The sequence below is a fragment of the Streptomyces inhibens genome (genome assembly GCF_003389455.1).
Classification (GTDB): Bacteria; Actinomycetota; Actinomycetes; order Streptomycetales; family Streptomycetaceae; genus Streptomyces; species Streptomyces inhibens.
The window spans coordinates 23,426-41,196 of the sequence record NZ_QUAC01000234.1; the positions used below are offsets into that span (position 1 = coordinate 23,426).

At 68.8% G+C, this 17,771-nt stretch carries 22 protein-coding genes and 3 pseudogenes; 13 read left to right on the forward strand and 12 right to left on the reverse strand.

Features of this window, described 5'->3' with window-relative positions; all coding sequences use genetic code 11:
• Window positions 1-4: 4 nt before the first annotated feature.
• The 4 genes and pseudogenes from DY245_RS29865 to DY245_RS29880 form a co-directional block, all read right to left on the reverse strand.
• On the reverse strand, window positions 5-418 hold the full coding sequence (locus DY245_RS29865) for a hypothetical protein (RefSeq protein WP_128510315.1): 414 nt from the start codon (window positions 416-418) through the stop codon (window positions 5-7).
• 2 nt (window positions 419-420) lie between these two features.
• Window positions 421-846, reverse strand: a complete 426-nt coding sequence (locus tag DY245_RS29870) for a DUF6192 family protein (protein WP_220377965.1) — start codon at window positions 844-846, stop codon at window positions 421-423.
• 20 nt (window positions 847-866) lie between these two features.
• Window positions 867-1,004, reverse strand: a pseudogene (locus tag DY245_RS29875) (transporter); the annotation flags it as partial.
• An 86-nt stretch (window positions 1,005-1,090) separates the two neighbouring features.
• Window positions 1,091-1,408, reverse strand: a complete 318-nt coding sequence (locus DY245_RS29880; RefSeq protein ID WP_128510316.1) for an ArsR/SmtB family transcription factor — start codon at window positions 1,406-1,408, stop codon at window positions 1,091-1,093.
• 105 nt (window positions 1,409-1,513) lie between these two features.
• Here DY245_RS29880 and DY245_RS29885 point away from each other — a divergent pair, with 105 nt between their 5' ends.
• A complete protein-coding gene (locus tag DY245_RS29885; protein ID WP_128510317.1) occupies window positions 1,514-1,834 on the forward strand; it encodes a putative quinol monooxygenase in 321 nt (106 codons plus the stop codon).
• A gap of 47 nt (window positions 1,835-1,881) precedes the next feature.
• Here DY245_RS29885 and DY245_RS46975 read toward each other — a convergent pair whose 3' ends face one another.
• The 3 genes and pseudogenes from DY245_RS46975 to DY245_RS29895 all read right to left on the reverse strand — a co-directional run bounded on the left by DY245_RS46975 (window position 1,882) and on the right by DY245_RS29895 (window position 3,881).
• The gene (locus tag DY245_RS46975; protein ID WP_425329457.1) at window positions 1,882-2,742 is read right to left on the reverse strand and encodes a helix-turn-helix domain-containing protein; all 861 of its coding nucleotides are present in this window, start codon (window positions 2,740-2,742) and stop codon (window positions 1,882-1,884) included.
• Window positions 2,716-3,206: pseudogene (locus tag DY245_RS29890) on the reverse strand (recombinase family protein); the annotation flags it as partial. The pseudogene DY245_RS29890 and the gene DY245_RS46975, both read right to left, overlap by 27 nt.
• 15 nt (window positions 3,207-3,221) lie before the next feature.
• On the reverse strand, window positions 3,222-3,881 hold the full coding sequence (locus tag DY245_RS29895) for a TetR/AcrR family transcriptional regulator (protein ID WP_128510318.1): 660 nt from the start codon (window positions 3,879-3,881) through the stop codon (window positions 3,222-3,224).
• 172 nt (window positions 3,882-4,053) lie between these two features.
• Here DY245_RS29895 and DY245_RS29900 point away from each other — a divergent pair, with 172 nt between their 5' ends.
• Complete coding sequence (locus DY245_RS29900; protein ID WP_128510319.1) at window positions 4,054-5,172, forward strand: serine hydrolase domain-containing protein; 1,119 nt, start codon at window positions 4,054-4,056, stop codon at window positions 5,170-5,172.
• A gap of 215 nt (window positions 5,173-5,387) precedes the next feature.
• Here DY245_RS29900 and DY245_RS29905 read toward each other — a convergent pair whose 3' ends face one another.
• Window positions 5,388-5,594, reverse strand: a complete 207-nt coding sequence (locus tag DY245_RS29905; RefSeq protein ID WP_220377966.1) for a hypothetical protein — start codon at window positions 5,592-5,594, stop codon at window positions 5,388-5,390.
• Between the two features lie 104 nt (window positions 5,595-5,698).
• Between DY245_RS29905 and DY245_RS29910 the strand changes: the two genes are divergently transcribed.
• On the forward strand, window positions 5,699-6,346 hold the full coding sequence (locus DY245_RS29910) for a class I SAM-dependent methyltransferase (RefSeq protein WP_128510320.1): 648 nt from the start codon (window positions 5,699-5,701) through the stop codon (window positions 6,344-6,346).
• 478 nt (window positions 6,347-6,824) lie between these two features.
• Here DY245_RS29910 and DY245_RS44780 read toward each other — a convergent pair whose 3' ends face one another.
• Window positions 6,825-6,962 (reverse strand): hypothetical protein, encoded by a 138-nt coding sequence (locus DY245_RS44780; RefSeq protein WP_181923937.1) that lies wholly within the window; start codon window positions 6,960-6,962, stop codon window positions 6,825-6,827.
• A 312-nt stretch (window positions 6,963-7,274) separates the two neighbouring features.
• On the opposite strand from DY245_RS44780, the gene DY245_RS44785 reads away from it, so the two are divergent.
• Window positions 7,275-7,436, forward strand: a complete 162-nt coding sequence (locus DY245_RS44785) for a hypothetical protein (protein WP_181923938.1) — start codon at window positions 7,275-7,277, stop codon at window positions 7,434-7,436.
• Between the two features lie 161 nt (window positions 7,437-7,597).
• Here DY245_RS44785 and DY245_RS29925 read toward each other — a convergent pair whose 3' ends face one another.
• Together DY245_RS29925 and DY245_RS47980 are read right to left on the reverse strand one after the other, a co-directional pair.
• On the reverse strand, window positions 7,598-7,996 hold the full coding sequence (locus tag DY245_RS29925) for a nuclear transport factor 2 family protein (protein ID WP_128510322.1): 399 nt from the start codon (window positions 7,994-7,996) through the stop codon (window positions 7,598-7,600).
• Between the two features lie 580 nt (window positions 7,997-8,576).
• Window positions 8,577-8,827 (reverse strand): annotated as a pseudogene (locus DY245_RS47980) (Tn3 family transposase); the annotation flags it as partial.
• On the opposite strand from DY245_RS47980, the gene DY245_RS47635 reads away from it, so the two are divergent.
• The 6 genes from DY245_RS47635 to DY245_RS29950 all read left to right on the forward strand — a co-directional run bounded on the left by DY245_RS47635 (window position 8,781) and on the right by DY245_RS29950 (window position 13,713).
• Window positions 8,781-8,909: a hypothetical protein gene (locus DY245_RS47635; protein WP_280525013.1), complete on the forward strand. Its 129-nt coding sequence runs from the start codon at window positions 8,781-8,783 to the stop codon at window positions 8,907-8,909. The pseudogene DY245_RS47980 and the gene DY245_RS47635 overlap by 47 nt on opposite strands.
• Window positions 8,910-8,990: 81 nt before the next feature.
• Window positions 8,991-9,410 carry a GNAT family N-acetyltransferase gene (locus tag DY245_RS29930; RefSeq protein ID WP_128510323.1) on the forward strand — a complete coding sequence of 140 codons (420 nt, stop codon included), beginning with the start codon at window positions 8,991-8,993 and terminating at the stop codon, window positions 9,408-9,410.
• Between the two features lie 2 nt (window positions 9,411-9,412).
• A complete protein-coding gene (locus tag DY245_RS29935; protein ID WP_425329456.1) occupies window positions 9,413-9,685 on the forward strand; it encodes a GNAT family N-acetyltransferase in 273 nt (90 codons plus the stop codon).
• Between the two features lie 205 nt (window positions 9,686-9,890).
• On the forward strand, window positions 9,891-11,234 hold the full coding sequence (locus DY245_RS29940) for a hemolysin family protein (protein WP_128510324.1): 1,344 nt from the start codon (window positions 9,891-9,893) through the stop codon (window positions 11,232-11,234).
• Window positions 11,231-12,250 carry a hemolysin family protein gene (locus DY245_RS29945; protein WP_128510325.1) on the forward strand — a complete coding sequence of 340 codons (1,020 nt, stop codon included), beginning with the start codon at window positions 11,231-11,233 and terminating at the stop codon, window positions 12,248-12,250. The genes DY245_RS29940 and DY245_RS29945 overlap by 4 nt, the downstream gene beginning before the upstream one ends.
• Window positions 12,251-12,396: 146 nt before the next feature.
• Complete coding sequence (locus DY245_RS29950) at window positions 12,397-13,713, forward strand: FAD-dependent oxidoreductase (RefSeq protein WP_128510326.1); 1,317 nt, start codon at window positions 12,397-12,399, stop codon at window positions 13,711-13,713.
• Here DY245_RS29950 and DY245_RS29955 read toward each other — a convergent pair.
• Window positions 13,688-14,311, reverse strand: coding sequence for a TetR/AcrR family transcriptional regulator (locus tag DY245_RS29955; protein WP_128510327.1), 624 nt, complete (start codon window positions 14,309-14,311; stop codon window positions 13,688-13,690). The genes DY245_RS29950 and DY245_RS29955 overlap by 26 nt on opposite strands.
• Before the next feature lie 371 nt (window positions 14,312-14,682).
• Between DY245_RS29955 and purB the strand changes: the two genes are divergently transcribed.
• The 3 genes from purB (at window position 14,683) to DY245_RS29975 (ending at window position 17,770) form a co-directional block, all read left to right on the forward strand.
• On the forward strand, window positions 14,683-16,116 hold the full coding sequence (gene purB, locus DY245_RS29965) for an adenylosuccinate lyase (protein ID WP_128510344.1): 1,434 nt from the start codon (window positions 14,683-14,685) through the stop codon (window positions 16,114-16,116).
• A gap of 1 nt (window position 16,117) precedes the next feature.
• The gene (mug, locus tag DY245_RS29970) at window positions 16,118-16,675 is read left to right on the forward strand and encodes a G/U mismatch-specific DNA glycosylase (RefSeq protein WP_128510328.1); all 558 of its coding nucleotides are present in this window, start codon (window positions 16,118-16,120) and stop codon (window positions 16,673-16,675) included.
• Between the two features lie 174 nt (window positions 16,676-16,849).
• Entirely contained in the window at window positions 16,850-17,770 is a 921-nt protein-coding gene (locus DY245_RS29975) for an alkaline phosphatase family protein (protein WP_181923940.1), read from the forward strand.
• The last annotated feature ends 1 nt before the right edge of the window (window position 17,771 follow it).

The following is a 17,771-nucleotide window of genomic DNA, read 5'->3' on the forward strand; positions in this document are numbered from 1 at the left end:
CGGGCTATTTCGTGAGCTGGGCCAGCGTCGCGCGGACGCCGGTGAGCTGGGCGGATGCGAGTTGGGCCCATTCGTCGTCGGGGTAGCGGGCCATGTGCGGATCGAGCGTGCCCGTGATCATCCGGGTGAGTCGGCCGAGGATCAGCCGGAATAGCTTCTTCTCGTACTCGACCCGGTCCGCAGGGTCCTCGGAGAACATGTAGCCGTCCCGGCGTCGCCAGATGTTGGGGGTAAGGTGCTCGGCCGCCCCGACGTCCCGCAGGTGCCGGATCCCGCGTCCGACCTGGGACTTCGTCAGACGGGTAGCGATGATGAGCTGTCTGGTCCGAAGGCCGGCGGGGCGGACTTCCATCAGGGCGACGCGGACCAGGTCGCCGTAGTGCTCCGAAAGCGGCAGGGCCTCCCGGCGGCGTGGCATGACTACTCGCCCTTGAGGAGCTGGGTCAGCTGCTCGTCGAGGGTGAACTCACCGTTGTCGATCGCGGCTTCGAGCCACTCGGCCCCAGCCCTCACCCTGGCGATTCCGCGGCGAACCGTCTCGCGCTCATCCTCGCTGAACTCCTGGCCCCGGAGCCTGGGGACCAGCCGGCCCAAGGCGGCTACGAACTGGTGGCAGGATCCCGCCAGGTTCAAGTACTCAACCGTGTGCTCGATCTTGCGGACAGCCGGGGTGCGTTCACGGATCGTCTCGCGAGTTTGGTCGGAGTTATCGAACTGGGCCCGGTTGACCAGAAACCTGACGGTGTCGTCCCGCATCGTCTCGCGGACGACGTCAGGCCGCCGCAGCAGATCGGTGGAGACCTTCTTTGCGACCTCGTCATCCCTGGTGAACTCCTGGATGAGCATCCACCCGGAGGAGATACCCGCTACCCCGCGGCGTAGCTGAGGCAGAACAGGTCCTGGGCACGCTCCAGGTCCCGCTCCGTACGAAGCTGCACCTCCAGATCGCCGGTGCCGTGGTGACCGAGGCGCGTCACGTCCCGGGTGAACCCGGGAACGAAGCCAAAAGTCGCGTCTGCGGTAAAGGCAGAGCCGCCCCGGGTGCGAACCAAAGGTGCAGGCTCGAATCGGAAATGCCCCGCTCCCGAGGTCATTCCTCCGGCTCGGCTGCCACGATGGCCAGCAATCCAGGAAACCGCCGCTCGAGGTCAGTCCGGCGCAGGCTGGCCATCCGACTGTTACCTCGGGAGACCTGCCTGACCAGCCCGGCTTCGCGCAGAATCCGGAAGTGGTGCGTGACGGTCGCCTTGGAGACCGGCAGTGCGAAGGAGCTGCACGTCCGCGCCGTGCCGTCGGGCTCGGCCGCCAACACACGCACCACTCGGCGGCGCAGGGGATCCGCCAGCGCGGTGAGCACCGAGCCGAGCTCGATCTCCCCGACGGCCGGGTGGCCTTCGTCGTCGGGCATCAGGACACCTCCATCTCCATTCAGGTATGACTTGCATCGTACCTACAGACTCGCTAGCGTCATGAAGGTACGAGATTCATCGTACCTATCCAGGAGAGAACTTTCATGACTCAGCCGCTCACACTCGTCGGCACCGCTCACCCCAAGCCCGAACGCGCCGCAGAGCTGAAACAGCTCCTGCTCTCATTCGTTGAGCCGACCCGGCAGGAGCCCGGTTGCCTGGAGTATCACTTCCATGAGGACCGCGATGAACCCGGCGTCTTTGTCTTCTACGAGGCATGGCGCTCTCAGGCTGATCTCGACGCCCACCTGACCCTCCCGCGCATGCGGGCCTTCTGGGAGCAGCGCATGGATTACCTGGAATCCGACCTCGACATCCGTTTTCTCACCATGCACAGCCCGTACCAGCCCGCCGCCCGGACCTGACTGCTGACTCTGACAGCCTCTGTGGCGCCGTGCCGAACTTGAGCTTCTCAGCCGGCCTTGCCCCTGCCATGGGAATCGGAAGAGGTCCGGTGAGACAGGGGCAAGGTTCCGCGGGACCGGATGGCGGCCATGCCCCCGCGGATCGTTCGCCTGAAAGGTGAGCGAATCGGACCCGGCTTATTGAGGCCGGGGGCCGGTTTGGCTGAAACGGGGCACAAATGCTGCCGCTCGGTGCGCGGCGCAGCGAGAATCCGCCGGTGCGGTTGAGATCGAGCGAGAGTCCGCTGGTTTGAAGGCGACAGGGCGGCAGTCGAGTTCGCCTTCACTCCGATCCAGCTCAACCACTCCGACCCCTTCGGCGCGACCGTCGTCCTGATGGAGGAGGACAGCAACAACATGCGTCTGCCCGAAGCGTTCGCCCGCTGACTGTGCGTGGAGAGGAAGGGGAGGGCGTGTCCCGCAGTTCCGATGATGACGCAGCGAGCCGAATGAGCGGTGCGGACGAGCAGCTCAGTGCCGACCAGCGGCAGGCAGCCGCGGGTGAGCGGGCAAATCTCGGTGGCATCCGGCGCACAATCAAGAAGTGGGAGCGGGATCTCACCCGCCGGAGGCGTGTCACCCGCGTGCGCCGTGTGGCACTGGCGGTCGCCGCCGGTGCCCTGCTGATCGGCCTTGTCCGTCTTGTCGAGGTGCCCGTACACCGTCGAGCGGGGCACGCCGGACATGTCGGCGATCTGCTGGACGGTCTTCTCTCGCTCGTCGTAGAGCCGTTGGGCGAGCGAGGCCTGGTCCGCGGTGAGCTTCGGCCGGCGCCCGCCGACGCGGCCCCGGGCGCGCGCGGAGGCGAGCCCGTCGTTGGCGTTCGCCACGATCAGCTCGCGCTGGAGCTCGGCGAGCACGGACAGCACGGACAGCACGGACAGCATCCCGAACATCGCCCGGCCCTCCATCGTGGCGGTGTCGATGCCCTGCTCGATGACGTGCAGCCCGATCCCGCGCTCGCGCAGGTCGGCGCCAGGGTCACGAAGTGCAGGACGGAGCGGGAGAGCCGGTCGAGCCGGGTCACCTTCAACGTGTCGCCCTCGCACAGCAGTTGGAGGACGAGATCGAGCTTTGGGCGGGACGCCTTCGCGCCGCTCGCCTTGTCGACGTGGATGTTGTCGCGGTCGACGCCGGCCCGCAGCAGGGCGTCAATCTGATGATCGAGGTTCTGGTCGGCGGTCGAGAGCCGTGCGTAGCCGATGAGGATGTGCCGGAATCCATCGGTCGGACCGTTCACCGACGTTGATTGCCGACTCGAGTTGTCGACACTGCCCACCTGCGGGTTCGTGATCACGGGGGTGAGTGTCGGCAGACGGTCGTGTGCCGACACTCCCGAGCCGGTCGGCTAGCTCGAGCAGATTGCGGCTTCGATTTGGGCGAGTTGGGCAGCGAGGATGTCCTCGAATGCGGCGCGGCGGTCCGCCCCGAGGGGGCGGACGTCGCGGGCGAAGTGGGCCAGGGCCGGGAAGTGTTCGGGGTCGGCGCCCAGTACCGCCACGCGGAACAGCTCCAAGCCCTGTTCGTGCTCTTCCGGGGTGACCGCGCCGGCCCCGGCCTCGGAAGCGATCAATGCGGCGATGAGGACCGCGATCCGGTGGTAGCGCACCGGGATCTCCTCGTCGGGCAGTCCCGACTCGCGCAGCGCCTGTAGCACCTCTTCCATGACCAGCCGGGAACCGGTGCCGCTTGACGCGTAACGTCCCCAGACCGCGGCGAGCTGGGGCTGCTGACCGAAGGCATCTCTCACGCGCAGGGCCAGGGCCGTGATGCGCTGCTTCCAGTCGCCCTCGGCGCGGTGGCCGTCCATGGCGGCCAGGAGAATCCGGTCGGCGACCGCGCGCAGCAGTTCGGTCTTGCTGCGGAAGTGCCGGTAGAGGCTGGAGGAATCGGTCCCGAGGGCCGCGGCCAGCTTGCGCACGCTGAACGAATCCGCGTCGCTCGTGCGCAGCAGCTCCGCCGCCGCATCCAGGATCTCTTCGGTCGACCAACGCCTTCGACCTGCCATCTTGCTCCTCTCGCCAGATCTCAGCCTAACCTATGCACTTGGCGTTGCACGCACCGCGTGCATAATGAGGACATGAGCATGCCGGGCGGGCCGGCATGCCACTCGTGCCCTGTTATCCGGGTCAGGCGACCGATGCGGAGCTCACCCCGGGGAATACGAAAGGACGCATGACGTGAAGAACCCACTGGATTCCGCGGCGCTGAACGCAGCCATCGAAAACGTCCACCGCGCCGGGATGCCGGGCCTGTTCGCCGAGGTGCGAGACGGCGACCAGGTCTGGCGCGGCGCCGCCGGGGTCGCCGATGTCGCCACCGGCCGCCCCGTCACCGCCGGCATGCGGCACCGCGTCGGCAGCATCACCAAGACCTTCACTGCCGCCGCGGTCCTGCAGCAGGTCGAGAGCGGTCAGATCGGTCTCGACACACCGATCGGCCGGTACCTTCCGAAGCTGGTTCCCGGAGAACGCGGTGACGCGATCACGGTCCGGATGCTGATCAACCACACCAGCGGCCTCGCCGAGTACCTCCCGTACGCCTACCCCTCCCTCAAGGCGTACCCCGCCCTCGCGGACACCGGACCCCAGAGCCTGGACGACCATCGGCTCACGCGGTTCGACCCCACTGAACTGATCGAGATGGGGGTCACCGCACCTGCCGTCGGCGCCCCGGGCGGTACGCCGGGGGTGTACTCCAACACCAACTACCTGCTCCTCGTCCAACTCCTGGAACAAGCGACCGGCACCACGGTCGAGCGGTACATCACCCGGAACGTCATCGAGCGCGCCGGGCTCCGGGACACCGAACTCCCCGCCGGACCGTACGTCACCGGGCCGCACTCGCAGCTCTACGAGGCGTGGTTCGGCATGATCGACCCGCCGCGCGACTACAGCGTCTACGACATGTCATGGGTGGGGCCGTCGGCCTCGCTGATATCAACCGTCGCGGACCTCAACCGCTTCTACGGCATGCTGCTGGCCGGGGAGATCGTCAGCCCGTCGTCGCTGGCGCAGATGCAACGCACTGTCCCGGTCGTCTCCCAAGAGGGAAGGACGATCGACTACGGCCTCGGCCTGCACCCGATGGAGGGACCCGGTCAGGGCACCTTCTGGGGCCATGGCGGCACGGTCTGGGGTGGTGGAGCGCTGGCCATGACCCGTGCCGACGGCAAGCGGCAGATGGCGGTCGCGGTGAACATGCAGAGGTGGAACAGGCTCGACTCCTCCGGCAAGCCGCAGCCCCATCCCATCGACGACGCGCTTGCGACTCTGTACCGCGTGGCGATGTACGGCTGACCGGGCCGGAGAGAGTCGCTTTCACCAAGCCGGCAAGGATCCCGGGACGGGAGAGTCGAGACGGCAGCAGGAATGACCGCAGCACGTTCGGCACGGCGACGCCGCAGGCTCCTGGCGGTGATGTGGATCGGGCTCGCCCTGACCGCCCTCGCCGCCGTCCACCCGTTCGTCGACCGTGCCACCACCCATCTGCTGACCGACCGCATCCGGGCCGGCTATCCCAGAGTGACTGTGCGGTTGCGAGTGCGGGTGAGTCGGTCGAGTGATGCGAGTTTGTTGCGGGCGGCGTCGAGGCTGATCTGGAGCCCTTGGACCTCGCCGAGCCAGCCGTTGACGCGTGCCTCCTCGATGCGGTCACCGAGGTTGCGGATGATCTCTTCCGACGCCGACGCTGTTGCGGGTCGACTCGGAGCATCGGACATCGGATGCATGCTTCTCTGAACCAGCGATAGCCCGGGCGAACGGGCGGGAGGGAAGATCGTGATTCTCTCGGCTCGCCTCGGGGCCAGGAACTACTGTCGCGAGCATGGTCGAACACGATGCCCTCAGTGCCACCCGCGAGGCTTACGACGCTGCTGCCTCCACCTATGCGCAGCTGTTCCGCGACACGCTGCGTGACAGTCCCCTGGACCGCGGGATCTTGGGTGCCTTCGCCGAGGTCGTAAGTGCGAGTGGGGACGGTCAGGTCGCGGACCTGGGGTGTGGGCCTGGCCATATCACCGCTTATCTGGACGAGCTGGGGCTGGCGGCGTTTGGTGTTGATGCCTCTCCTGCGATGATCGAGTTGGCTCGACAGGCCTATCCGGGCCTGCGGTTCGACGTGGGCTCGATGGCCGCGTTGAACATCGCTGACGGCGTGCTGGGCGGCGTACTCTCACGTTGGTCCATCATCCACACGCCGCCGCAGGAACTCCCCGTCATCCTGGGCGAGTTCCATCGCGTGCTGGCACCTGGCGGCCACCTTCTGGTCGGCTTTTCGGCAAGCGATGATCCGTCTCACCCCACGCAGATCTTCGATCACACAGTCGCGCCGGCCTATCGGTGGTGGCCTGATCACCTCGCCGCGATGCTGCGCAAGTCCGGGTTGGCCGAGGTGGCCCGGATGGTTCGCGAGCCTCAGCCCACCGACCGACGGCAGTTCCAGGAGATTCAACTGCTCGCCCGCAAAGCCTAGACAGGGGCTGTTTGGCCAAACACATGAGCGCATCCAACCTGTCGGACGGGGAGCCGTCAGGCTCCAGGCGTCGATTCATGATCAGGGCTCACCGCCGTTCGAGCTCCGATTTGGTCGAACGAGGGGACTCCGAGGAACACCTTCGATGACCTGCGCTGCTGGCGGGCATCGAGCTGGGCAATCTTCTCTTCTGCCCCAGCGAGGCTGACCCGTAGCCCTTCGACCTCGCCGAGCCGGCCTTCGCGTTCGGCCTCGGCGATGCGGGCGATCAGGTTGTCGCGGACGTCGGCAAGTCGTGTCCGCTGAGCCAGGTCCGGTCGAAGGAGTGAGCATCTGACACAAGCTTCTCTGAACTTCGAGTTGGGGACCGCAGTGCAGCGTCTGATCGGCCAGCAGCCGGTCAGGACAGGAGTCGGCGGAGCTCCGCCCAGATGAGAAGTTGATCCCGTGTTGGGCTGGGCTCCATGTGGTTGACGAGTCAGTCCAGATGGGCCGTCAGGTTCTTGTGCCGCCGCAGCTCGCGGATCTGCTCGATGGCCAGGTCACGCCAGCGGCCGGCGAGAGCACTGGCTTGTGAGGGCGAGAGATCCAGTGCGGCGAGAGTCTCGGACGCCAACGTCTCGGGGCTCCAGTCGGGATCACAGACCTGCTAGCGGCGCCTCGACCGGCAGCAGCAAGCAGGCGTCTTCGACCAGTTCCACCGCATCCTGCTCGCCGAACTCACCACGGCCAACGTCAACGACGTCACCCAGACCCTCGCCCTGGTCGACGGCACCCCGCCCGTGACGGGCCGCCCCGGGCGCCCCCGCAGGCGTCCCGACGCCCCGCTCGGGGGCAGGACCACGACTCCCACCCCGACCGCGAAGAGCTGCGCAAACGCCGAATCCTGCCCGTCACCTCCCGCAAGGGCGCCCCGAACATCCAGGGCATGGGCAAGCTCCACTACGTCGTCGAGCAGACCTACGCCCTGCTCCACCACTTCAAACGCCTCGACGTCCGCTGGGAACGCCGCCCGGAACTCCACGACGCCTTCGTCTCCGTGGCCTGCGGCCTCATCTGCCGGCGACGCCTCAAGAAGCACCGGTCATGACCCTGCTACGAGCTCATGGCACCCTGTGTCCACGTTCCCGGGGGCGGGGGCGACCCGGCCGTCAAGGTGCTCGATATACCGTGTCGACCGAGGATGATTGAGCCCGGTTCGACGCACCACATCAACCCAAGCTGATGAGCCGCAGCCGACCGCCCCTGTGGTCAGGAGTGGTCGTACCAGGCCAACGCTGCGATCCGCCAGCCCTCTGAGGTACGGACGAACTGGATGGTCTTGGTCCCGCCTCCCTCGAACGGCTCACCATCCAAGATCCCGGACTTGCGGTACTCGCCGAACCGCGACGCAATATCGCCCGCGATCTCTGTCCGTTCGGAGGTCTCCCACTCGGAGAACTCGACCAGCCGACCGTCGGTCAGCAGCCGCTGGCGAGGCTCGATGAACTCGTCCATGGTGTAGACCGTGAACTCCGGGCCGGTCTTGACGATCACGCCACCCGGAAGCATCAGCCGGCGGATCCGGGCCACATCGGCAGCCTTGCCGCCCCGGTTGTCAAAGGCATCGAAGAACTCGGCGGTCACCACGTCTATCTCGATCTTGGACATGGCGCGACGGTAACACCGAGGGGGCGCCGGACATCGTCGGTCTCGACAAGCTGCGGTACGTCGTCGAGCAGACCGTCGCGCACCAGTTCAGGCGCCTCGCAGTCCACTGGCAACGGCCTTAGCCTCGCCGGCCTGCGGACTGATCTGCTGGAGACAACTCGACAGTCCTTCACCATGATCGCGTTACGAGCTCGTAGGACTGGTTTCACCCCCGCCAGCAGCCGGACCATTTCCGCCGCTGCCAATGCCGTGCATCGCCCCGATCAAGATGCCCGCAAATCAGATCATCCGACTCCGCGCTGATTGTGCGTCAGGTGAGGGCCGTCAGGATCTCGGCGAGCGCCCTGTAACTGTCGTGCACTCCATCGGTATTTCCGAGGCGCTAGCGTTCCGGTCGAACAGAGCCGCGGTGCCGGGCTTCATAGATCCGTGCTCGCAACAGCGTATTGGGCGCTTCATCGCGGGACCTGTAGAACCCCCGGAACGCCTCCCGTTCGTCCTGCTTGGCCAGGGCCATGCGGACCGTCCAGTCGCCGCTGGATCGCCCCACAACGTGCGATCGAAGCCCCCGGTGCCCGGCTCACTCCCCCCGGCCTTCGTCATCGTCGTCGAGGCCGACCGCGTCCGGGTCACACAGGGGCCGCAGCCCGTCGCGTGGTACGGAGGCGGTGAAGCTGTATCGACCTAGGACATTGAGGTTCGTGTGCTTGAGCGGGGACAGCCGTGCCACGTCCTCGTCCGGATCTCGCGGCCCTCGGCGCGGAGCTGGGCAACCGCGACGTCGATGGAGCGAGTCGTCCACAGGACCAAGGCGTTCAGCCCGAGTGGGCCGCTGGCGTGCAACTTCGGCGGCCGGCTGCCCAAGGCCCAGTCCGACGCGGCAGGACTCTGTCTGGATCTGGCGGGCGCGTAGCTTGTTTGCGCCTGGACCAAGCTCGTTCCTCGGCACGGAAACCGTTCGCCGAAGAGGCCGGCGCTCTGCTTGGCTCGCCCCATGAGCGATCTCCACATCCGCTGTGCCACCCTCTCGGACATCGACACGGTGTTGCAGTTCTGGCGCGAAGCCGCGGAAGGAACGAGCATCAGCGACGACTACGACGGAGTGGCCCGACTCGTCACAAGAGACCCCGAAGCCCTGCTCCTAGCAGAGCGCGACGGCGCCCTCACGGGGACCGTGATAGCCGGCTTCGACGGATGGCGATGCTCCGCCTACCGACTGGCCGTACACCCGGACTGCCGCCGGCAAGGCGTCGCCACCGCCCTACTGGAAGCAGCAGAACAACGCTTCGCCACCCTGGGCGGGCGACGCGTCGACGCCATGGTCCTGGAAGCCAACGAGCGAGCACACCACACGTGGGCTGCGGCTGGGTACCGCCGCGAGGACCACTGGCGGCGCTGGGTCAAGCCTCTGTAAGCATGGGCACGGATGTTTGTGAGCAGCCAAGTTTCGACGGCTGGCGGTGCCATCTCTACCGGCTGGCCGTGCACCCCGAGCGCCGCCGGCAGGGCATCGGCGGTGCGCTGCCGGCGGCCGCCGAGGAGCGGTTCCTCGCGCCGGGTGGCCGGCGCGGCGACGCGATGGTGCTGGACCGCAATGAGCCGGCCCGGCATGCGTGGCGCGCGGCGGGTTACGCGCCGGAGCCGCAGTGGAGCCGCTGGGTCAAGCATCTGGTCGACCGAGCTGACTGAGCACCGGCACCCCAGGAGCCCGCCCCGCAGAGGGGCGGCTCCTCACTTACCACCGACTTTGCTGATCCTTTACCATGGTGTTTCCCCTCCCCGAGTGAAAGGTGTGTGAGCGTCCAGCCATGGGCGAGCCTCCCAGTTGTCGAGCACCCTCCCGACATAGCGCGAACCTCCCGATCCTGTTCGATCATGGGACGGAGGTGACTCGATGACCGACCTGCTCTTTCTGGGCGTGGCGCTCCTCCTGACCCTGGCCTGTGGTGTCTTTGTCGCGGCCGAGTTCTCCCTGACGACCGTCGAGCGCAGTGACCTCGAACGCGCCGCCGAGCGCGGCGACCGGGGCGCGGACAGCGCCCTGAAGGCGGTCCGTGGTCTCACCTTCCAGCTCTCCGGGGCCCAGCTCGGCATCACCGTCACCGGCCTGGTCATCGGCATGCTGTCCAAGCCGGCCATCGCCACCTTGCTGGCCGGACCGCTGGATGCGATGGGCCTGCCGCGGGCGGCCGCGGAGTCGCTGGCCCTGGTGCTCGGCACCGCGATCTCCACGGTCATGCTGATGGTCGTCGGCGAACTGGTCCCGAAGAACTGGGCGATCTCCAACCCCCTGGGCATCGCCAAGAGGGTCGCCACCGCCCAGCGTGGCTTCAGCGCCGCCTTCAAGCCGTTCATCCGGCATCTGAACAATGCCGCCAACCGCATGGTCCGCAGGATGGGTCTGGAGCCCGCCGAGGAGCTGGCCTCGGCCCGCGGCCCGCGGGAGCTGGTGGCGCTGGCCCGGCACTCCGCCAAGGAGGGCGCGCTGGAGCCGGACACCGCCGAGCTGTTCGTCCGTACCCTCAATCTCGCCGATCTGACCGCGGAGAACGTGATGACACCGCGGGTGCAGGTGATAGCGCTGGATGTGCAGTCCACCGCCGAGGACGTCGCCAACGCGACCCGGGCCACCGGACTGTCCCGCTTCCCCGTCTACCGCGGCAGCCTGGACGGCGTCGTCGGCGTGGCACACATCAAGGACGTCCTGACCATCCCGGCCGAGCGCCGCCCCCGCCACCCGGTCTCCGAGCTGCTGCGCGAGCCGCTGCTGGTGCCCACGACGCTGACCGTGGACCGGCTGCTGGACCGGCTGTCCGGCAAGCGCACGATGGCCGTGGTCATCGACGAGTACGGCGGCACGGCCGGTGTCGCGACGCTGGAGGACATCGTCGAGGAGGTGGTCGGCGAGGTCCGCGACGAACACGACCCGCTGGAGACCCCCGACCTGGCACCGGCGGGAACCGACGCCGAGGGCCGCAGTGTCTACCAGGCCGACGGTGCCGCCCGCACCGACCAGCTGGAGCGGATCGGCCTCTGGCTGCCCGAGGGCCCGTACGAGACCCTCGCCGGTCTGATCGCCACCGAGCTCGGCCGCATACCGGTCGCCGGCGACACCCTTGAGGTGGCCGGCTGGTCGATGGATGTGCTGGACGCCTCCGGCCACCGGGCCGCGCGGGTGCTGTTGCACGCCCCGCTGCCGGGCAGCACCGCCGAGCAGGACGCGGAGGCCGGCCGATGACCGCGCTCCAGCTTTTCGTGGGCCTGCTGACGCTGGTCGTCAACGCCTTCTTCGTGGGCGCCGAGTTCGCCCTGATCTCGGTGCGCCGCAGCCAGATCGAACCGTACGCCGAGCGCGGTGACCGCCGGGCGGCCAGTGTGCTGTGGGGTCTGCAGCATGTCTCGGCGCTGCTGGCGGCGGCTCAGCTGGGCATCACGCTGTGCACCCTGGTGCTGGGCGCGGTTGCCGAGCCGGCCATCGCGCACATCCTGGAGCCGGTGTTCCATGCGGTGGGCATCTCGCAGACGCTGATCCACCCGATCTCGTTCGTGATCGCCCTGTCGCTGGCCACGTATCTGCACATGCTCTTCGGCGAGATGGTGCCGAAGAATGTCGCACTGGCCGAGCCGGTACGCAGCGCGCTGATCCTGGGGCCGCCGCTGGTCGCGCTGACCCGGACGCTGCGCCCGGCGATCTTCGCGATCAATGCGCTCGCCAACGGGCTGCTCAAGCTGCTGCGGGTGGAGACCCGGGACGAGGTGGCCGCGACGTTCTCGGACGACCAGCTCGCGAAGATGGTCGAGGATTCCCGGCAGGCCGGACTGCTCGACGAACGGGCCCAGGAGCGGCTGCGGGACGCCCTGGAGCTGGGCCGCCGCCCCGTCAGGGACGTGGTGCTGCCCGTCGAGAAGGTCGTCTCCGCACGGATGGGGATCACCCCCGAGGAGCTGGAGCGCCTGGCCGCCGAGTCCGGCTTCTCCCGCTTCCCCGTCGTCGACGAGACCCAGCGCATCCTGGGCTATCTGCACGTCAAGGACGCGCTGGACGCCATACCGCGCCAGGTGCCGTTCCCGGTCTCCGCGCTGCGCCCGATCGCCCGCGTCAAGGCCTCGACACTGCTGGACGACGTGCTGACGGCGATGCGCGGATCGAGTACGCATCTGGCCGCGGTGATCGGCGACGACGGGCGGCTGGCCGGTCTGGTGACGATGGAGGACGTGCTCCGGGAGCTGGTGCTGCAGCAGCCCCCGGCCTGAGCGGCCCGAGCGCCCTGGCAAGGGGGCCGGAAGACAACGGACTGACCGATCGGTTAGATTGCTGACCGGTCGGTTAGATGCATGCCTTCCGGCGCTGCGTCCCCGCCGGTCGTCATCGCATCCGTACGCGACAAGGGGGCTGAAGCATGGACCGCACGACGTGCTGCATCGTGGGCGGCGGACCCGCCGGAATGATGCTGGGACTGCTGCTGGCCAGGGCGGGCGTCGAGGTGACCGTCCTGGAGAAGCACGCGGACTTCCTGCGCGACTTCCGCGGGGACACCGTGCACCCCTCGACCCTGCGGCTACTGGACGAGCTCGGGCTCGGCGAGGCGTTCGCGCGACTGCCGTTCGCCAAGCTGGAGGAGATGCGGGCACAGATCGGCGGGACGACGGTCGTCATGGGCGATATGCGGCGCATCCCCGGCCGGCACAAGTACTTCGCCATGGTCCCGCAATGGGACTTCCTCAGCCTGCTCTCAGCCGCGGCCGCCGGGGAGCCCGGCTTCACCCTGCGGATGCGCACCGAGGTCACCGGGCTGCGCACCGAGGGCGGCCGGGTGACGGGGGTGCGCTTCACCGACGAGCACGGCGCGCCCGGCGAGCTGGCCGCGGATCTGACGGTCGCCTGCGACGGCCGGGACTCGGTGGTACGGCAGGCGGCCGGGCTGCGGCAGCAGCTGTTCGAGGTGCCGATGGACGTCTGGCAGGTGCGGGTGGACGCTCCCCCAAGCTCTCAACTGCTCCCCCACTCTCGGCTTCGCTCAAGCGGGGGGACCCCCATGCGCAGGGGGGACCCCCATTCCGACGACCTCAAGAGCGGCCGGGTCTTGGCCCGCTTCGGCGGCGGCCAGGCGGCGGTCACCATGGACCGCGGCACGTACTACCAGACCTCCTATCTGATCGAGAAGGGCCGGGACGCACAGCTGCGCACCCACGACATCCAGTGGCTGCGGGACCGGCTCGGCGCGCTGTTCGGCTGGGACGACGAGGTGACCGGCGCGATCGGCTCCTGGGACGACGTCAAGCTGCTGGAGGTGACGTTCGGCCGGCTGCGGCGCTGGTACCGGCCCGGTCTGCTGTGCATCGGGGACGCGGCCCACACCATGTCGCCGGTCGGCGGCGTCGGGGTCAATCTGGCGCTGCAGGACGCGGTCGCAGCGGCCCGGATCCTGGCCGGGCCGCTGTGCCGTGGCGCGGTCGGCTTGGCGGATCTGGCGCGGGTGCAGAAGCGGCGGCAGCTGCCGATGGCCGTGGTGCAGAAGTCCCAGCAGGCCGAGCACTCGATGATCCGTGCCGCGCTGGACGGCACGCTCGACGGCGACCGGCTGCCGGTGCCGATGCGGCTGCTGCGGTGGGTGCCGCCGCTGCGGACGGTGACCGGCTACCTCGGCGGGATCGGCGTACGCCCCGAGCGGGCGCCCGCCTTCGCGCGGGTCAGGGCCGGCGCTCGATCGCGTTGAGGGTGAACTCCTCCAGCTCCGCGGCCGCTGCGTCCAGGTCGAGCTCCGGGTGGACCAGCCAGTGGGCGATCACCCCGTCGATCGCCCCGCCGATCGCCAGGGCGACCGTCCGCACATCGAACTCCCGGAACACGCCCGCCTGCTGACCTTCCGTCAGGAGTGCGGCGAGGGCCTGCCAGCGGCCGTGGGTGTCGTGCGAACCCGGCGTCTTGAGCCGGGTGCCGCCGTGGTCGTCGAGCAGCATCTCGGTGATCACGCGCACCTGGCAGCGGTTGGCCTGCTGGTAGCCGATCATCGCCCGTACGTAGGCGATGACCGCCTCCCGCGGGCCCGACGCCTGCGCCAGCCGCTCCGCGACATAGGCGCTGAACTGCTCGATCACCTGCTCCAGCGCCGCCCGGGTCAGGTTGTCCTTCGAGGAGAAGTGGTAGAGCACCGCGGCCTTGGACAGCCCGGCCCGCTCGGCGATCGCGGACAGCGAGGTCGCGGGGTAACCCCGGGTGGAGATCAGCTCGATGGTGGCCTCGATGAGCTGCTGCCGGCGGGCCCGCTCGGTGAACGTCGGCTCGTCGGGGTCGGCGCCCCGGCGGGGAGTCATCGCGCGTCCACCTCTGCCTTTCCTCGGCTGCCTGCCGTCGCCCTTGGGACGACAACAGACCGTACACCGCGCGGGAAACGCCGGACGGTGAGGGATGCCCGCCTCGCCGCCCTCCCCCAGCCTTCGGCCTTCGGCCGGGGGTACCCCCACCTCGCTCCTCTCGCCCGGTTTCCGCTACGCGGCATCTGGTGCCGTGGATGGCCCGGCGGCTCACCGGGCGGTCCTCGGGGGACGGCCGTCCCGCCAAACACCCCGAACTGTTGCCCTACGAGGGCTGATCGACTGCGCCGTCCCGGCTTGGAGGAAAGCACAGCCGGGACCGGGGCGCCGACCTGCGCGAACCGCCAGTAGACTCTCACCACGTGACTGCTGTGTCTGCGAAGCCTCGCATCCCCAATGTTCTGGCCGGCCGCTACGCCTCCGCGCAGCTGGCCGTGCTGTGGTCCCCCGAGTACAAGGTCAAGCTGGAGCGGAAGCTGTGGCTTGCCGTGCTGCGTGCACAGAAGGACCTCGGGGTGGAGGTTCCCGAGCAGGCGCTGGCCGACTACGAGCGGGTCCTGGAGACCGTCGACCTGGCCTCGATCGCCGAGCGCGAGAAGGTCACCCGGCACGACGTCAAGGCCCGGATCGAGGAGTTCAACGCCCTCGCCGGCCATGAGCAGGTCCACAAGGGCATGACCTCCCGCGACCTGACGGAGAACGTCGAGCAGCTCCAGGTGCGGCTGTCGCTGGAGCTGATGCGAGACCGTACGGTCGCCGTGCTGGCACGTCTGGGCTCGCTGGCCGCCCAGCACGCCGAGCTGGTGATGGCGGGCCGCTCGCACAATGTCGCCGCGCAGGCCACGACCCTCGGCAAGCGCTTCGCGACCGCGGCGGACGAGCTGCTGGTGGCGTACGCCCGGCTGGAGGACCTGCTCTCGCGCTACCCGCTGCGCGGCATCAAGGGCCCGGTCGGCACCGCCCAGGACATGCTCGACCTGCTCGGCGGCGACGCGTCCAAGCTCGCCGACCTGGAGCAGCGGATCGCCGCGCACCTGGGCTTCGGGCAGGCGTTCACCTCCGTCGGCCAGGTCTACCCGCGCTCGCTGGACTACGACGTGGTCACCGCGCTGGTGCAGCTGGCCGCCGCCCCCTCGTCGATCGCCAAGACGATCCGGCTGATGGCCGGGCACGAGCTGGTGACCGAGGGCTTCAAGCCCGGCCAGGTCGGCTCCTCGGCGATGCCGCACAAGATGAACACCCGCTCCTGCGAGCGCGTCAACGGACTGATGGTCATCCTGCGCGGCTATGCCTCGATGGCCGGTGAGCTCTCCGGCGACCAGTGGAACGAGGGCGATGTGTCCTGCTCCGTGGTGCGCCGGGTCGCCCTGCCGGACTCCTTCTTCGCGCTGGACGGCCTGCTGGAGACCTTCCTGACCGTGCTCGACGAGTTCGGCGCCTTCCCCGCCGTCGTCGCCCGCGAGCTGGACCGCTATCTGCCCTTCCTCGCCACGACGAAGGTGCTGATGGGTGCCGTACGCGCCGGTGTGGGCCGCGAGGAGGCGCACGAGGCGATCAAGGAGAACGCGGTCGCGTCGGCGCTGGCCATGCGCGAGCAGGGCGTCGAGCGCAACGAGCTGCTCGACAAGCTGGCCGCGGATGCGCGGATCCCGCTGGACAAGGCGCAGCTGGACGCGCTGATGGCGGACAAGCTCTCCTTCACGGGTGCGGCGGCCGACCAGGTGGCATCCGTCGTCGCCCGGATCGAGGAGATCGCCAAGCAGCACCCGGAGGCCGCGGCGTACACCCCGGGCTCGATCCTCTGACGTGCGTTTCACTCCTGAAGAGCTGCAGGCCGCTCGCGACCGCCTCGTCCCGGACGTGGCGGCGAGCGGCCTGCGGGTGCTCTTCTGCGGGATCAACCCCGGGCTGATGACGGCGGCCACCGGCCACCATTTCGCCCGTCCGGGCAACCGCTTCTGGCCGGTGCTGCACGCCGCCGGCTTCACCCCGCGCCTCTTCAGGCCCGCCGAGCAGGAGGAGCTGCTCGCGCACGGCCTCGGGATCACCAATGTGGTGGCCCGGGCGACCGCCAAGGCCGATGAGCTGACCGCCGAGGAGTACCGCGAGGGCGGCCGGCTGCTGGCCGAGAAGGTGGCCCGGCTGCGGCCTCAGTGGCTCGCCGTCGCCGGCGTCACCGCCTACCGCGTCGCCTTCGGCGACAAGCACGCCACGATCGGTCCGCAGCAGCGCACGCTGGGCTCCACCCGCATCTGGGCGCTGCCCAACCCCAGCGGTCTGAATGCCCATTGGACGCTGCAGACGATGGCGGAGGAGTACGGCCGGCTGCGTACGGCGGCGTTCGCGGAGCCCGGCGAAGGGTGAGGCGCGGGAGGCGGGTGCGCGTCCGGCGTATGTGAGGGACGCTGGAGTCGGGTCCGTATACGGCCGATCGGCCGCCGTTCGGCTACGCGTCATCTACAAGGCGTGTACATGCCACCGCGGCGGTTCTACGCTATCGCCGCCCGTACCACCCCCCTCACCCGTACGGAGGCCCCCGTGCCTGCTCCGTCCTCCTCGCCCTCCCCCACCACGCACCGCGTCCGCCGCTCGCGCCGGCGCAAAGTCGGCGCGCTCGCCGGGGTGTTCGCCCTCGCCACGACCGGACTCGGCCTCTGGGCAGGCACCGGCTTCGGCGCCGAGGCGGCCACTGCCGCCGTGCCCACCCCCGACCATGTGGTCGTGGTGGTCTTCGAGAACCACGCCTACAACCAGGTGATGGGCAGCTCCGGCGCCCCGTACATCAACTCCCTGGCCTCCGGCGGCGCCAGCCTCACCGCGTCCTACGCCGAGACCCACCCCAGCCAGCCCAACTACTACGCCCTCTTCTCCGGCGACACCCAGGGCGTCACCGACGACAGCTGTGTGACCCCGGGCTTCAGCGACGCCCCCAACCTCGCCTCCGAGGTGACCGCGGCCGGCAAGTCCTGGGCGAGCTACAACGAGTCCCTGCCGTCCGAGGGCTCCACCACCTGCAAGAGCGGCAAGTACGCCCAGAAGCACAATCCGTGGTTCGGCTTCAGCAACGTCTCCACCTCCTCGGCGCACACCTTCGGCGCGTTCCCCACGGACTTCTCGAAGCTGCCGACCGTGTCCTTCGTCGTACCGAATCTCTGCAGCGATATGCACGACTGCTCGGTGTCCACCGGTGACACCTGGCTGAAGAACAACCTCAAGAGCTACGCCGACTGGGCCAAGACCCATAACAGCCTGCTGCTGGTCACCTTCGACGAGGACAACCGGCTCAGCGGCAACCGCATCCCGACCGTCCTGTACGGCCAGCCGGTGCAGGCCGGGTCCACCTCGGGCACCACCTACAACCACTACGACGTGCTGCGCACCCTGGAGGACATGTACGGCACCTCGCATGCCGGGAACGCCGCCGACGCCAAGGACATCAGCGGCATCTGGGCCAGCTGAC